This window comes from Shewanella piezotolerans WP3, from assembly GCF_000014885.1.
In the GTDB taxonomy this organism is placed as follows: domain Bacteria; phylum Pseudomonadota; class Gammaproteobacteria; order Enterobacterales; family Shewanellaceae; genus Shewanella; species Shewanella piezotolerans.
In genome coordinates, this window is record NC_011566.1 from 4131725 (window position 1) to 4147500 (window position 15776).

Annotated in this window: 16 protein-coding genes, 1 tRNA gene and 2 rRNA genes (1 of these 19 cut by a window edge); 13 read left to right on the top strand and 6 right to left on the bottom strand. The window is 44.1% G+C overall.

The window, feature by feature from the left end; genetic code table 11:
* Positions 1-39 precede the first annotated feature (39 nt).
* The 13 genes from SWP_RS17475 to lipA all read left to right on the top strand — a co-directional run bounded on the left by SWP_RS17475 (position 40) and on the right by lipA (position 11444).
* On the top strand, positions 40-534 hold the full coding sequence (locus SWP_RS17475) for an LPS-assembly lipoprotein LptE (RefSeq protein ID WP_020913932.1): 495 nt from the start codon (positions 40-42) through the stop codon (positions 532-534).
* Positions 534-1565 carry a DNA polymerase III subunit delta gene (holA, locus tag SWP_RS17480; RefSeq protein WP_020913933.1) on the top strand — a complete coding sequence of 344 codons (1032 nt, stop codon included), beginning with the start codon at positions 534-536 and terminating at the stop codon, positions 1563-1565. Before SWP_RS17475 ends, holA begins: the two co-directional genes overlap by 1 nt.
* Positions 1565-2248, top strand: a complete 684-nt coding sequence (gene nadD, locus SWP_RS17485; protein ID WP_020913934.1) for a nicotinate-nucleotide adenylyltransferase — start codon at positions 1565-1567, stop codon at positions 2246-2248. Before holA ends, nadD begins: the two co-directional genes overlap by 1 nt.
* A 93-nt stretch (positions 2249-2341) precedes the next feature.
* Positions 2342-2671, top strand: a complete 330-nt coding sequence (rsfS, locus tag SWP_RS17490) for a ribosome silencing factor (RefSeq protein ID WP_020913936.1) — start codon at positions 2342-2344, stop codon at positions 2669-2671.
* Positions 2671-3141 (top strand): 23S rRNA (pseudouridine(1915)-N(3))-methyltransferase RlmH, encoded by a 471-nt coding sequence (rlmH, locus tag SWP_RS17495; RefSeq protein ID WP_020913937.1) that lies wholly within the window; start codon positions 2671-2673, stop codon positions 3139-3141. The genes rsfS and rlmH overlap by 1 nt, the downstream gene beginning before the upstream one ends.
* An 84-nt stretch (positions 3142-3225) precedes the next feature.
* Positions 3226-5082, top strand: coding sequence for a penicillin-binding protein 2 (mrdA, locus tag SWP_RS17500; protein WP_044556055.1), 1857 nt, complete (start codon positions 3226-3228; stop codon positions 5080-5082).
* The gene (gene rodA, locus SWP_RS17505; RefSeq protein WP_020913939.1) at positions 5079-6185 is read left to right on the top strand and encodes a rod shape-determining protein RodA; all 1107 of its coding nucleotides are present in this window, start codon (positions 5079-5081) and stop codon (positions 6183-6185) included. Before mrdA ends, rodA begins: the two co-directional genes overlap by 4 nt.
* 89 nt (positions 6186-6274) lie before the next feature.
* Entirely contained in the window at positions 6275-7273 is a 999-nt protein-coding gene (mltB, locus tag SWP_RS17510; protein WP_020913940.1) for a lytic murein transglycosylase B, read from the top strand.
* Complete coding sequence (locus SWP_RS17515; RefSeq protein WP_020913941.1) at positions 7260-8048, top strand: septal ring lytic transglycosylase RlpA family protein; 789 nt, start codon at positions 7260-7262, stop codon at positions 8046-8048. Before mltB ends, SWP_RS17515 begins: the two co-directional genes overlap by 14 nt.
* Before the next feature lie 103 nt (positions 8049-8151).
* Positions 8152-9324 (top strand): serine hydrolase, encoded by a 1173-nt coding sequence (locus tag SWP_RS17520; protein ID WP_044556056.1) that lies wholly within the window; start codon positions 8152-8154, stop codon positions 9322-9324.
* 141 nt (positions 9325-9465) lie between these two features.
* On the top strand, positions 9466-9732 hold the full coding sequence (ybeD, locus tag SWP_RS17525; protein ID WP_020913943.1) for a DUF493 family protein YbeD: 267 nt from the start codon (positions 9466-9468) through the stop codon (positions 9730-9732).
* A gap of 93 nt (positions 9733-9825) precedes the next feature.
* The gene (gene lipB / locus SWP_RS17530) at positions 9826-10482 is read left to right on the top strand and encodes a lipoyl(octanoyl) transferase LipB (RefSeq protein WP_044556504.1); all 657 of its coding nucleotides are present in this window, start codon (positions 9826-9828) and stop codon (positions 10480-10482) included.
* Positions 10479-11444 (top strand): lipoyl synthase, encoded by a 966-nt coding sequence (lipA, locus tag SWP_RS17535; protein WP_020913945.1) that lies wholly within the window; start codon positions 10479-10481, stop codon positions 11442-11444. The genes lipB and lipA overlap by 4 nt, the downstream gene beginning before the upstream one ends.
* 86 nt (positions 11445-11530) lie before the next feature.
* Here the strand turns inward: lipA and rimI are convergent, their stop codons facing one another.
* The 6 genes from rimI to SWP_RS17565 form a co-directional block, all read right to left on the bottom strand.
* The gene (rimI, locus tag SWP_RS17540) at positions 11531-11968 is read right to left on the bottom strand and encodes a ribosomal protein S18-alanine N-acetyltransferase (RefSeq protein ID WP_020913946.1); all 438 of its coding nucleotides are present in this window, start codon (positions 11966-11968) and stop codon (positions 11531-11533) included.
* Positions 11968-12315, bottom strand: coding sequence for a DNA polymerase III subunit psi (locus tag SWP_RS17545; RefSeq protein ID WP_020913947.1), 348 nt, complete (start codon positions 12313-12315; stop codon positions 11968-11970). The genes rimI and SWP_RS17545 overlap by 1 nt, the downstream gene beginning before the upstream one ends.
* A 127-nt stretch (positions 12316-12442) precedes the next feature.
* Positions 12443-12519 (bottom strand) — tRNA-Trp (locus tag SWP_RS17550).
* Between the two features lie 145 nt (positions 12520-12664).
* Positions 12665-13597 (bottom strand): glycoside hydrolase family 16 protein, encoded by a 933-nt coding sequence (locus tag SWP_RS17555; protein WP_020913948.1) that lies wholly within the window; start codon positions 13595-13597, stop codon positions 12665-12667.
* Between the two features lie 905 nt (positions 13598-14502).
* A 5S ribosomal RNA gene (gene rrf / locus SWP_RS17560) occupies positions 14503-14618 on the bottom strand.
* 238 nt (positions 14619-14856) lie between these two features.
* Positions 14857-15776: ribosomal RNA gene (locus SWP_RS17565) — 23S ribosomal RNA — on the bottom strand (it continues 1975 nt past the right edge of the window).

Consider the following 15776-nt stretch of genomic DNA (forward strand, 5'->3'; position numbering starts at 1 on the left):
TTAGCGCAAAGTGCAAACAAGGATAACTAAACAAAGCTTATGCTAATTAAACGCATATTTTTAGCAACCTTAGCACTGAGCGTACTGCTTAGTGCTGGTTGCGGCTTTAAATTACAGGGAAGCTACTCAATCCCTGAACAATTGCAAACTGTAAGCTTAAGCAGCCAAGACGAGTACAGTGAGTTGACTCGTTTAGTGCGTGAACGTTTAAGACTCAATAGTATTGCAGTTGTTGAGCCGGCAGATAATATTCCAACAGTCCGCATCATTAGCGACTCGCTCGATCGTTCTACCTTGTCCATCTACCCAACGGGTAACGTGGCTGAATATGAGCTGATCTACCAAGTCTCATTTGCGGTACAACTGCCTAAAGCTGAATCTCAACGTTTTGAAGTTGACATTCATCGCGACTATTTGGACGATCCCCGTACAGCACTCGCTAAAAGCAGAGAGATGCAATTGCTACTCAAAGAGATGCGCAACCAAGCGGCCGACCGTATAATTCAAACTTTGGCAGCTACAGAGGTTAATTGATGCGGGTCTACCCAGATCAATTGCTGCGAAATCTCAGCCCACTGCCCCAATGTTGCCTTATCTTTGGTGACGACCCATGGCTGTGTGACCAAAGCCGAACGGCGTTACACCAAATCGCTAAACAGCAAGGCTTCGATGAAAAGATTCAATTAACTCAAGAAACTGGATTCAGTTGGAATGAATTAATTGATCAATGGCAGGCAATGAGCTTATTTTCCAGCCGCCGCATTATCGAATTGACGCTACCTACAGCAAAGCCGGGCACTGAGGGAAGTGCTATGTTTCAATCATTAATGCAGATGGATAATCCAGATGTTTTACTGATTTTAACAGGGCCTAAACTCGCGCTAGAACAAACTAAAAGTAAGTGGTTCAAATCACTCGATGCAAAAGGCGTTTACGTGCCTTGTATCACACCAGAAGGTGCTCAGTTCCAGCGTTGGCTTGATGGCAGAATTAACCATTATTCTTTGACGTTATCGCGTGATTCTCGGGAGATGCTATTTGCACTTTATGAAGGCAACTTACTCGCCGCAGATCAAGCCTTACAGCTCTTACAACTACTAAGTCCAACGGCACCTATCGAGCCTGAACAGCTAAGTCAGTATTTTGAAGACCAATCACGCTTTAGTGTGTTCCAGCTAACAGATGCCATGTTAAGTAACCAGCAAGATAAAGCGCAGCATATCCTGTCACAACTTAAGAGCGAAGGCGTGGCAATGCCGATAATACTCTGGTCACTATTCAAAGAGCTAGGCGTGTTATTGCAGCTCAAAACAGCAGAAGTCAATGGCCAAGCTTTGCAAGGTCTTTGGAGTAAGCTACGTATTTGGGACAAACGAAAACCTTTATACCAGCAAGCGATTAAGCGTTTATCTCTAGCTCAAGTAGAAACCCTGCTATCTACCTCATCAACATTAGAGTTAAAACTTAAGCAACAAGGTATAGAGGACTGGACAGGCCTGAGCCACATCTGTCTTCTGTTTGATGCTAAAGCCCACGACGCACTTAAACATATAGCGCTCGACTAATGAAAATTGGTATTTTAGGCGGCACCTTCGACCCGATCCACTTTGGCCATATTCGACCAGCACTTGAAGTGCAACAGCAACTTGCATTAGATGAAGTCTGGTTGATGCCAAATCATATTCCGCCACACAAAAATGGTACCCATGTCAGTACCGATGATCGCCTCGCGATGGCTCAAGCAGTCTGTGAAGCTTTTCCACCATTAAAACTATGTGCGATTGAAGCGTTGCGTGAAAGCCCCTCATACACAGTTACAACGCTACAAGAGCTTAAGCTACAGTATCCTCAACATGAATTTTATTTTCTAATGGGAATGGATTCGTTTTTGGGGCTACAGAGCTGGTATCAGTGGCAAGATTTATTTGAGCTGTGCCACCTTGTTGTTTGCCAGCGCCCAGGCTCAAATATGTCAGTAGAGCATCCCATGCATGCTGTTCTGACAAAACATGAGTGTGTCCCCATCACTACAATTGAAACTGAATCAATTGAAGCGAGTATCGCAACTAAAAGCGGGCTAATTTTCCGAGTCTCGATCACCGAGCAACCTTTTTCATCCACTCAAGTACGAGCAGACCTTTACCAAGGGTTAACAATCAAAGATGCTTTACCTGTCTGTATTCAACGATATATAAAGCAGCATCAGTTATACGCTTCAAAGGCTATCAATTCACCACAAAAATCTTAAGCGTTAAAGTCACTATTTCTAATCTTCGCTATTAATCTACTACCTATTACCTGCTATACTATCGCGCTGTCTAAAAATTAATGGGGTATCCGCGTGGAAAGCGCCGAGCTAAAGCAATTTGTAATCGATAAGGTTGAAGACCTTAAAGCTAAAGATATTGTCGTCATGGACGTATCAGAGAAATCTAACATCGCCGATTTTATGGTGGTATGTACAGGTAACTCAAAAACACATGTAAAAGCAATCGCTGAAAATTTAGTGGTTGAGTCAAAACGTGCTGGCCTAAAGATTTTAGGTGTCGAAGGCCGTGAAAGCAGCGAATGGGTTCTTGTTGACCTAGGCGATGTCATCATGCACGTAATGCAAGACCAAACTCGTGACTTCTACCAGCTTGAAAAGCTATGGTCAGAAAAACCTGAATAATGAAAATTCAGTTAGTTGCAGTTGGGACCCGCATGCCAGACTGGGTCGAAACAGGTTTTAAGGAATATCAGCGCCGCTTTCCTCGAGATATGGCGCTTGAGTTAATTGAAATCCCCGCTGGCAAACGCGGTAAAAATGCCGATATAGCTCGTATCCTCCAAAAAGAGGGCGAGTTAATGTTGGCCGCAATCCCCAAAGGCAACCATATAGTCAGTCTCGATCTTCCAGGTAAAAACCTGAAGACCCCCGAACTGGCGCAACAGATGAACAAATGGTTACTCGATGGCCGTGACGTTAGTCTGTTAATTGGTGGACCTGAAGGGCTTTCTCCTGACTGTAAAAAAGCAGCGGCGCAAAGCTGGTGCTTATCAGCGTTAACCCTTCCTCACCCTTTGGTTAGAGTGATTGTTGCAGAAAGCCTTTATCGGGGCTGGAGTATTAACAATAATCATCCATACCACAGAGAATAATATCGACTTTACATTCAGTTAGTCTTACCTTAGCAGGAATAAGATATGTGCTTGCCACCTTTTTTTGAGCAGGAGAAAATGTAAGTGTCCCCTAGAAAGCGCATCACCATGAACGACCATGCAGCTGAAGCCTCGCTGTTTAAACGTCGCGCTCTATTTACCTTCCTTTGTGTTTTCGTTCTGTTGAGCTTGCTGCTCGTAAACCTCTACCAGCTGCAGATCCTCTCTTTCAAAGATTATGAAACACGCTCGAATGATAACCGCATCCGAGTTGTCCCCGTCGCTCCAAGTCGTGGCCTTATCTATGATAGGCATGGGCAATTATTGGCAGAAAATCAGCCATTCTTTTCATTGGAAATGGTGCCAGAAAAAGTCAACGACATTAGTGGAACCCTAGATAAATTAAGCCAAGTTATCTCTCTATCTAACGATGAAAAAGAGACTGTAATCGAAGCGCTTAAATATCACCGACGCTTCAAACCGCTAACCATCAAAAATAGACTCACCGAAGAGCAAGTGGCCGAATTTAGCGTCAACCAGCATCAGTTCCCTGGTTTTTCTATTGAAGCCGGTCTCAAACGTCACTATCCCTATAATGGCTTAATGACTCATGCTCTTGGTTATGTAGGCAAAATTAATAGCCGTGATAAAAGCTCACTTGAACGCAATAACAAGTGGAGTAATTACGCTGCAACGAAGGATATCGGTAAACAAGGTATCGAAAAGTTTTATGAAAGCATGCTGCTCGGAAAGCCAGGACATCTCGAAGAGGAGGTGAATAACCGAGGCCGGACTATTCGTACATTAAAATCTGAGCCACCTGTTCCAGGCCAAGATATCTATCTGACTTTAGATCTTAATCTACAGAAAAAAGCCATGGAGCTACTGAATGGTCGCAGAGGCTCTGTAGTGGCCATAGATCCGAGAGATGGAGGCATCCTAGCGCTACTATCAAGCCCCACTTATGACCCTAATCAGTTTGTACATGGGATTAGCAGTAAAGCTTACAATGAACTGCTTAATTCGACATCAAAACCGTTAATCAATCGTGCGACCCAAGGTCAGTATGCGCCTGCATCGACGGTTAAACCACACCTTGCTTTGCTTGGCTTAGAAAATAAAACTGTAAACCGAAAAACCCGTATTTGGGATCCTGGTTTCTGGCAGATCCCTGGGGTTGAACGTAAATACCGAGACTGGAAACGTTGGGGCCACGGTTGGGTTGATGTTAACAGTGCGATTGTGAGTTCGTGCGATACCTACTTCTACGATTTAGCCTATAAAACAGGTGTCGATGCCATCGCCAACTTTATGGAACCATTTGGCTTTGGTGAGCGCACCGGCGTCGATATTTTTGAAGAGTCAGCAGGGATCATGCCATCTAAAGATTGGAAGCGTTTGCGCTATAACCAACCTTGGTATATCGGCGATACCATATCGGTCGGTATTGGACAAGGCTACTGGACGACTACCCCACTGCAGCTTGCTAATGCCACCGCTATTTTGGCAAATAAAGGCCGTCGCTTTGTGCCGCATATGCTCAAATCGATTCAAGACCAAACCGCTAAAATCGATTCCCCTGCAGATGAGCTTGCGCCAATTGTGCTTAAAGACCCAAAGAACTGGGACATTATTAACGAAGCAATGCGAGACACTGCCCATAAATCACGTTTCACGGATGCCAAATATACAGCAGCGATGAAAACAGGTACCGCGCAGGTGTTCAGTGTGGCAGAGGACGCCAAGTACGACGCCGATACAATTGATGAACGCCTTAGAGATAACGCCCTAATTATTGCTTACGCCCCCTATGAGGACCCTAAAATTGTTTTGGCTGTTGTGCTTGAAAACGCCGGTTGGGGTGGCGCTAATGCAGGCCCTGTCGCACGTGCTCTGCTTGATGAGTATTTACTAAGAGATTCATGGGATGACAAAAAATGAGTGCTCATAATAACCGCCCTAATATTTGGCAACGTCTGCATATCGATCTGCCACTATTAATTGGCTTACTGGCACTGATGGGCTTCGGGCTTGTCGTTATCTACTCTGCAGGTGGCGAAGATCTAGCACTTATGGATCGTCAGTTAGTTCGTATGGGACTATCACTGGTCATTATGTTTGCCGTGGCACAAATCAACCCTGAAATTCTTAGGCGTTGGGCATTTCCCATCTATATAGCCGGAATAATTCTGCTACTCGGAGTGCACTTTTTTGGTGAGATCAACAAAGGAGCTCAGCGCTGGTTAAACCTTGGTTTTATGGAGTTCCAGCCCTCAGAACTCATTAAGCTCGCATTTCCGATAACCATGGCATGGTATATCAGTAAGTTTCCACTGCCACCGAAAAAGCGCTATTTAGCAGGTGCTATTGTTATCTTATTGGTACCAACTCTACTTATCGCCAAACAGCCAGATTTGGGCACCTCAATTTTGGTTGCTGCCTCTGGTATTTTCGTACTATTTCTTTCAGGCATGAGCTGGCGCATTGTAGGTGGCTGTATCGGCGCAGTGTTAGCCATGTTGCCTGCTCTGTGGTTTTTCTTTATGCATGACTACCAACGTACGCGTGTCATGACACTACTCGATCCCGAAAAAGACCCGCTGGGTGCGGGCTACCATATTATACAGTCGAAAATTGCCATTGGTTCAGGCGGCCTCTGGGGTAAAGGCTGGCTCGATGGAACACAGTCGCAACTTGAGTTTTTACCTGAGCGCCACACTGACTTTATCTTTGCCGTGATTGGTGAAGAGTTTGGTCTTATCGGCAGTTTACTGCTGCTAACCCTGTATCTGTATGTTATTGGCCGCGGGCTAGTTATCGCCTCTCGTGCCCAAACCAGTTTTGCTCGCTTACTAGCAGGAAGTATTACTTTGACCTTCTTCGTTTACATCTTTGTAAACATCGGCATGGTTTCAGGATTATTACCAGTGGTAGGTGTACCTCTGCCACTGATAAGTTATGGTGGTACCTCAATGCTGACATTAATGACTGGATTTGGGATCTTAATGAGTATCCATACTCATAGACGCTTTATTGATAGATAACTGACTTCACGTTACAAATTCACTCGATGGCGCTTATACATTCAGTCAATTGTTTGAGCGCCAGTCGAAGTATAAGGATAGTAGAACAGATGAAACTGTTGAATCGTATTCTAGCGCCCATAGCGCTGACTCTTTTATCAGGCTCCGTATTCGCAGATCAAGTCGAGCCTAATGTTACTGAACTTAAAGCAGAGTTTTTACAAACTCAAAATGCTAAAGGCTTTAGCGCCGAAGAAACTCAAGCATTTATTGATAATGCCGAATTTAACCAAGCAGTCATTGATGCGATGACCAAGCCATGGGAAGCTAAACCTTGGCATCAGTACTACCCTATTTTTCTAACAGAAAAACGTTTAGATGCTGGACTTAAGTTCTGGAAAGAGCATGCCGACACCATTAAAAGAGCCTCAAAACAGTTTAATGTCGACCCACAAATTATTGTGGCCATAATAGGTATTGAAACCTTTTATGGAGGCTATATGGGCAACTACCCAGTTAAAGATGCCTTATATACACTGGGCTTTCACTACCCTCCAAGAGCCACCTTCTTCCGAAAAGAGTTTGCCAATTTGCAAGAACTTGTCAAAGAAGAAAATCTTGATATTAACAACCTAAAAGGTAGCTACGCAGGTGCGATGGGCTTCGGTCAATTTATCCCATCCAGCTACCGTCATTACTCAGTCGATTTTGACAAGGACGGCAGCCGCGATCTGCTAAATAGTCCGGTCGATGCCATAGGCAGTGTCGCCAATTATTTCCATCAGCACGGTTGGCAGAAAAATCAGCCAGTAGCGTTGGAATTAACGTTAAATAAAGCATTACCTGCTACAGTAAAAACTTGGGCAGGAGAGAAGATGCACTACAAAATTGCAGATATTTTATCTCCAAACGTCGCACTCGCTAAATCAATGGACATCGATATCTCTCAGCCTGGTCTAGTCATCAAGCTTGAACAACAAGAGCATGACGAGTATTGGTTAGGTCTAAAAAACTTTTATGTTATCACCCGCTATAACCGCAGCCCCCTATACGCGATGGCGGTATACCAGTTTAGTCAGGAACTTAAGCAAGCTTATGCAACCTATTAATCTTCTCTTTATCCTCTTCATCACAGGCTTGCTAGCAGCTTGTTCGAGTAGTGATAAAAGCCGTTACGATATTGCTGACGATAGAGCGCCAACATCAGCTCCAGACGTTTCAAAAGTTGAAGATGCGCATCCCAAATTTGAGCCTTATAGCCGTGGTGGTAATAGAAAGAACTACACGGTTTTAGGTAAGAGTTATCAAGTAATGGATAGCGGTGAAGGTTACCAAGCTAAGGGTATTGCTTCGTGGTATGGCAGCAAGTTTCATGGTCATTTAACCTCCAATGGTGAAACCTATGACATGTACTCAATGTCAGCAGCTCACAAGAGCTTACCATTACCTAGTTACGTAAAAGTCACCAATCTTAAAAATGATAAAACAGTCATTGTTAGGGTAAATGACCGCGGCCCATTCCATGAAGATAGATTGATAGATCTATCCTATGCAGCCGCTCACAGGCTCGACATGCTTAAAACAGGCACTGCAAATGTAAGCCTAGAGGTTATCTATATTGCAGATCCCGAATCAATAGCATTGGCGGAACTTAAAGGTACTGAACTTCATTTTATCCAAGTAGTGGCATCTTCTAACAAATCCCGTTTAGAGCTGCTCGCGAAAGATCTTGAGCAGAAGTATCAAGTGAATAGCCGCCTACAACAATCTAATAATTTATACCGTTTGCAGCTCGGCCCCATAGGTCAACAGCAGCTAGCAACAAAACTGACGGAAAAACTTAAACTGCAGGGTTACCCGCAAAGCTATTTAATCACTGAATGAAACAAGATTAATGAACCTATGGCGAATTACCTTGTCGACTAATGATATACTTTGTGGAACTTCGCTTTCATCTTACCCAAACATAAAGACGTGCATTATTAATATGAATTTATTAAACCAACCAATAAAAACGCTTTTGCTCGCGACCTCAGTCGCCGCCTTTTCTGCACAAGCAGCTCCAGTAGTAACCCCTAATGCACCGACTGTTGCAGCCAAAGCATATGTCCTTTTGGACTACAATACCGGGCAGATTATTGCTGAAAACAACGCATACGAGAGCCTTAACCCTGCTAGCTTAACTAAAATGATGACCAGTTATGTGATTGGTCATGAAATTAAAGTTGGCAATGTTTCGCCATCAGATGAAGTAACGATTAGCAAGAATGCTTGGTCAAAAAACTTCCCTGATTCATCAAAAATGTTTATCGAAGTAGGCAAAACAGTCTCAGTAGAAGAGCTTAACAAAGGCATTATCATTCAATCGGGTAATGATGCTTGTGTCGCAATGGCTGAGCACATTGCTGGCACCGAAGATGGTTTTGTTGATCTAATGAATTCATGGGCGAAGCAGCTTGGCATGCAAGACAGCTACTTTGAAAACTCTCACGGCCTTGATTCAGATAATCACAAAACCACAGCCTACGACATGGCAATTTTAGGTGCTGCGATCATTCGCGACGTCCCAGAAGAGTATGCTGTCTATAAAGAGAAATCCTTTACTTATAACGGTATCAAACAATATAACCGTAATGGCCTTTTATGGGATAAAAGTCTAAATGTTGACGGCATTAAGACTGGCCACACTTCTGGAGCTGGTTACAACTTAGTCACCTCGGCGACCAAAGACGGCATGCGCTTGATCTCAGTCGTTATGGGAACAAAGAGCGAAACAGCTCGTAAAGCAGAAAGTAAAAAGCTGCTAAATTATGGCTTCCGCTTCTTCGAAACCGTCACTCCTTACCAAGCAGGCGACAGCTTCGTCACCCAAAAGATTTGGTACGGCGACAGAGAAACAATTGACTTAGGTGTCACCACCGATACCCCAATCACCATTAGCCGCGGCCAAGCTAAAAACTTGCAAGCTAACTTTGAACTCACCAAAGAGTTAAAGGCGCCAATTGCTAAAGGTGAAACTGTTGGTCGTATCTACTTCCAGCTAAATGGTAAAGATATTGCTCAATTCCCGCTAGTTACATTACAAGAAGTGAATGAGGGTAGCTGGTTTAGTCAATTGATGGATTACTTTAAGCAGATGTTTGAAGGCTGGTTTAGCTAACAGTTTCAACGCTGACAGAAGCCACCTTAGGGTGGCTTCTTGCGTTTAATAGTGCTGAAGTTATCAACAGTAGTATTCCTAACCTTGAATTCGTTATAATTAGCACCATATTAAGGTTATTGAAATTCTCGAGAGTAAAAAATGTTAGATACCAAATTTGATGAATTGATGGAGTTTCCTGCTTCTTTCCCTTTTAAAGTTGTCGGTGATGCTAGTGATACCCTACAAGACCGAGTTGTTGCGGTTGTACAAGGTCTAGCACCTGGTGATTATGCACCTTCAACCAAAGCATCAAGCAAAGGCACCTATTACTCGGTCACTATCCGTGTGACGGTTACAAGCAAAGAGCAAATAGAAAAATTGTATACTCAACTTGCCGAACTTGAAGGTGTTAAGCGCGTCTTATAAATATTACTCATTACTGATAAATGTGATCTGTCTTACATTTATCAATTTGAGGCGTATAATAGCCGCACTTATATTTGAGGGGAGAGGTTGCCCTTGCTAGAAAGCACTTTGCATATTCGCCATTTGGGTCGCCAAGATTACGAATCGGTGTGGCATGCTATGCAGCATTACACCGATAATCGTGACGAAAATAGCCAAGATGAGATCTGGGTTGTTGAGCATACTCCTGTCTTCACTCAAGGCCAAGCAGGTAAGAGCGAACATATCTTGAATCCTGGTGATATTCCGGTGATCCAAGTTGATCGTGGTGGACAAGTTACCTACCACGGTCCTGGGCAATTGGTTATTTATCCTCTGCTTGATATTAAACGCCTAAAAGTCGGTGTACGCCAACTGGTTACTCACATCGAACAAAGCATCGTCAACATGTTAAAACGCTATGATGTAGAAGCTTATGCAAAAGCTGATGCACCAGGTGTATATGTTGAAGAGCGTAAAGTCGCATCTCTGGGTCTTAGGATCAGAAAAGGATGCTCTTTCCATGGATTGGCCTTAAATGTGGATATGGACATGTCCCCTTTTCAACGTATCAATCCCTGCGGCTATGCCGGTATGGAAATGATCCAATGCAAACAGCTAGGCGGCCCGCAAACCGTTGAAGAGGCTGGAAAGCAATTAGTTGAAACCCTTAGCCAAGAGCTTGGTTTAGCAAACCTAGTTCACCATCAAGGATTACCTGAGTCATTATGAATAGGCCTGAAAGATTACAACCTGGCGTTAAATTAAGAGATGCCGATAAAGTTTCACGTATACCAGTGAAAGTAGTGCCGTCTGAGCGTGACACAATGCTTAGAAAGCCCGACTGGCTACGTGTAAAGCTGCCAGCTTCCAATCAACGCATCACCGAAATAAAGCAGGCACTGCGTAAAAATGGCCTGCACTCAGTGTGTGAAGAAGCCTCGTGCCCTAATCTCTCGGAATGTTTCAACCATGGTACTGCAACCTTTATGATTTTAGGTGCTATCTGTACTCGTCGTTGTCCTTTCTGCGATGTTGCTCATGGTCGCCCACTTAAGCCTGATGCTGAGGAGCCTAAGAAGCTTGCTCAGACTATCAAAGACATGAAGCTTAAGTATGTGGTTATTACTTCTGTCGATCGTGATGATCTTCGTGATGGTGGTGCTCAGCACTTTGCCGATTGTATTCGTGAAATTCGTCTACTCAATCCAGAAATTAAAATAGAGACATTAGTCCCTGACTTTCGCGGTCGTATCGATAAAGCACTCGATATCTTGGCTATAGAACCACCTGATGTGTTTAATCACAATCTTGAGACTGCGCCAATGCATTATCGCAAAGCGCGTCCAGGTGCCAACTATCAATGGTCACTTGATCTATTGAAAAAATTCAAAGAGCGCCATCCGGACATTCCAACGAAGTCTGGTCTAATGATGGGTCTTGGCGAAAGCAATGAAGAGATAGCACAAGTACTGCATGATCTACGCGCTCACGATGTAGAAATGCTAACCCTTGGCCAATATCTACAGCCGTCTAAATTCCACTTACCCGTAGAGCGTTATGTGTCGCCTGCTGAGTTTGATGAATTGAAGGATTTAGCGGAAAGCATAGGCTTTACCCATGCAGCATGTGGTCCACTGGTTCGCTCAAGCTACCATGCTGATCTTCAAGCACAAGGCAAAGAAGTAAAATAACCTTGCAGATGCCCGACCTCTTACCTTTGATGAAAGGGATGAGTAATAAAAATAGCGCCTTATGGCGCTATTTTTATTTGGCTAACTTATAAACTTAAAGACATCAAAATCGCGTCTTCTGTTCCATCTTCTGTTCTGTAATATCCTTTACGGTTGCCTAAGCGTTCGAAACCCGCTCTAAGATACAACGCTTGTGCACCGGCTGCAGACTCACGAACCTCTAGCATGAGTACCTCAGCATCTTTTCTTCGAGCAAGACTTATAACATTATCAAGCAAGGCTTTACCGTAACCTTTGCCTTGATGAACCGGCTCGACACAGATATCCATCAATGTTGCATCTTCAAAGATTTGATGCAGAATCGCAAAGCCACACAATGCATCATCCTGGTAAATGCCTATGCAAGTATAAAGATCACCAAAACAACTCTCAATCGTCGACTCAGACATAGGGTGACTATGGGCACTAGCCGCAATTAGAGCCATCTCAGACGAACAATTACCAGAAAGTACAACAAGTTTCATCAAGATCCCTTATTCTTCAGAAATGGCTGCATATTGCGCCATAGCGCTTTTTTAGCTTCTGGATTCGTTTCGATCTCATTAATAGGTGCAGAGAGTAATATCTCAGTGCTAACCGATGCTTGTTTTCCACGCATATCCCAAATAACTTTTGCATTGGCTTCTGCATTTGAGGCAAAGCGAACATGCTCACGATCATAGCCCATCATCTCTAATACCTTAGTGATGATGGGACTGCTCGTTTCAGTAAGCCGACGAGGATTCACCAACACCGTTGATAATTCGGGCTTTGACTCAGCTTTAACCCAACGGGTTATTCCCATCGCATCTAAGTAATCAATCGATTTCATACGGGCTCAAAAGGTAATAGGGGGTAAATAAGAATAACAGTTCACATACAGACTTGTGAAGGCATCTGACATTGAGTTAAATCCCAGATGCAAAAAAGCCGAGCTAATGCTCGGCTTTTTCTATATTTGGCAGGGGTGGGGAGATTCGAACTCACAACATCCGGTTTTGGAGACCGGCGCTCTACCAATTGGAGCTACACCCCTGTTGACGAGACGCATTATGCGTAAACTGGCCTAAAAGGTAAAGGTACTTTTTCAAGCTAAAGCTGCCGACTGCGCTTTTTTCAATCAAGAGCATAATAAAAGCGCAATCATTGTAGCATTTACAACCAATCCGTCCCAGGTATAACTACAAACCACAGGGAGATGGGAGTGCCGGAACCAATGGCATAACGTTGTCGATATAACCAATTTGCTCAGATTGTAATTGAGAAACATGCGCTAAAACGTTATCTGTTGAAATAATTGCATCAGCCCTGTGGTAAACCCAATCGATATCTTGCTGATACTCTCTCAACTCATCAGAGTCTACAGGGCCAATGGATCCATCAGCCCCCTTTGGCATAAACCATAGATTGAAGTTAATCGACATATGCACCTCAGGAGCAACCTTCTCGGTATGAGTTGAGATCAATTGCTTATCGACGTAATAGTTAACTTGATCCTCCTCAACCGTCATCACTAATATATGCCAGCCCGCATAACTGCCTTGTTTACGAGTATACTCGTTGACCTTAGTCCAAGGCTCTAACTGAAAGGTTTCCCAAGTAGTCGTCCACATAGCTGGTGAACTATCGCTTCCCCAGCCTCCATTAGGTAAATACTCAAAATCGACTTCGCTATACTGCGGGTCGAGTGGAAACGCTAAAGGGCTAATAGTATAAAAAGTTTGTATAACTCCATCACCATCAGGCCCGTAGCTTGGTTTATCACGGAAAAAGACCCTTGCAGCATAAGTACCGTTCAAATATTTTCGCTTATGACAAAACTGCGTATGACGAGTATTTTCTCCTTCCCCAGCAGTTATTGAGCTCATCCGTACCGCGCCCTTATGTGCACCAACTAACTCTGGATGAAAACTAAGTCCTTCTGCAGACCATGTCGCACCAGCGATCCCTGGATGGCCAGTTTCAGTGCGCGCCTTCCAACCATTTTCTTTGAAGGGTTCGAGATTAGCATAGGAAAAATCGTCAAAAAAAAGCTGTGTCTCGTTTGCTTTTAACCCCATGCTAAAAGTAGCCGTCAAGCTAAAAGCAAACACTGGGTAGATTATTGTTTTCATATTCTAGTGATATCCTTATTTAAATGACAACGCTGTCATAAGGTACCACTATTATTATTTATTTGTTACCAGTCTTTAGTCTTAGCGAGTCTAGAGTAATCATTATCCTATTACGCTAGCGATAGCCTTTATCCCTTCTCTTGTAAGAATAAATAGACGCTACTCTTTATTATCCTCGAAGTGGCCACATGGGCATATCAACCACACCACTATAGGTGTAATGCTGTGCGCTATCGAAAAATCAATAATTGACTCAAATTACAAGCCCGTTGCGTTAACAACGGGCTTAATACTCTCTGACGAGACTGATCCTGATAATCGAGGTACCTGAAAAAGACCTATTTTTTATTATTCTCGAAGTGGACACATGAGCATATCAACCATACAACTATCTGTGTAACGCTATGAGAGGCAGCAATCATCACTAACTAGCTCAAATCCCAGACGTAAAAAAGCCCGTTGCGTTAGCAACGGGCTTAATACTTTCTGACGAGACTAATTCTGATAATCGTAGGCGCCTGGAAATGACCTATTTTTTATTATTCTCGAAGTGGACACGTGAGCATATCAACCATACAGCTATCTGTGTAACGCTATGAGAGGCAGCAACCATCACTAACTAACTCAAATCACAGACGTAAAAAAGCCCGTTGCGTTGGCAACGGGCTTAATACTCTCTGACGAGAAATTAGGCGCCTGGAAATGGCCAGCTTCGAGCGAGCTCTCCGCGCTACATAAGTGCATGAAGCTACGCTTCATAAACGCACTCACTTCGCCCTACTATCACATGTAATGATGCATGCTTCGCATGCCCTGTTTGTTTCCCATGTTCGAGTAACCTTTCAAAAACTGAACATACAAAATAGCCCCAACACTTCGTGCTGGGGCTATTTTGTATGTTTGGCGCCTGGAAATGACCTACTCTCACATGGGGAAACCCCACACTACCATCGGCGATACTGTGTTTCACTTCTGAGTTCGGAATGGGATCAGGTGGGACCACAGCTCTATGGTTTCCAGACAAATTTGGCTATTACTTTCAGCTTTTAAAAAGCTAAAGGTAAAAAGTTTAGAAAGCTGTTACTCGCTACTGCAAGTAAATATTAAATTATTGAGTTCGACACCACATTAAGTGTCACTCTTTGCAGAGTAGTTCTAACTTCGATGAGGTAAAAACATCAGTCTCATACACCCTCCATGGATGGAGGAAGTGCCTTAAAATGCATGGAGCATTTTTGGCCAAAACCCATCAGGGTTGTATGGTTAAGCCTCACGAGTCATTAGTATCAGTTAGCTCAACGCCTCACAACGCTTACACACCTGACCTATCAACGTCCTAGTCTCGAACGGCTCTTTAGAGGAATTAAATTCCTAGGGATGACTCATCTTAGGACTCGCTTCCCGCTTAGATGCTTTCAGCGGTTATCGATTCCGAACGTAGCTACCGGGCAATGCTATTGGCATAACAACCCGAACACCAGCGGTTCGTCCACTCCGGTCCTCTCGTACTAGGAGCAGCTTCCTTCAATCATCCAACGCCCACGGCAGATAGGGACCGAACTGTCTCACGACGTTCTGAACCCAGCTCGCGTACCACTTTAAATGGCGAACAGCCATACCCTTGGGACCGACTTCAGCCCCAGGATGTGATGAGCCGACATCGAGGTGCCAAACACCGCCGTCGATATGAACTCTTGGGCGGTATCAGCCTGTTATCCCCGGCGTACCTTTTATCCGTTGAGCGATGGCCCTTCCATACAGAACCACCGGATCACTATGACCTACTTTCGTACCTGCTCGACGTGTATGTCTCGCAGTTAAGCTGGCTTATGCCATTGCACTAACCGTACGATGTCCGACCGTACTTAGCCAACCTTCGTGCTCCTCCGTTACTCTTTGGGAGGAGACCGCCCCAGTCAAACTACCCACCAGGCACTGTCCCGAACCCCGATTCAGGGGCCGCGGTTAGAACATCAAAACTACAAGGGTGGTATTTCAAGGTTGACTCCACTCCATCTAGCGACGAAGCTTCAAAGTCTCCCACCTATCCTACACATGTAGGTTCAATGTTCAGTGCCAAGCTATAGTAAAGGTGCACGGGGTCTTTCCGTCTAGCCGCGGGTATACGGCATCTTCACCGCAATTTCAACTTCACTGAGTCTCGGCTGGAGACAGCGTG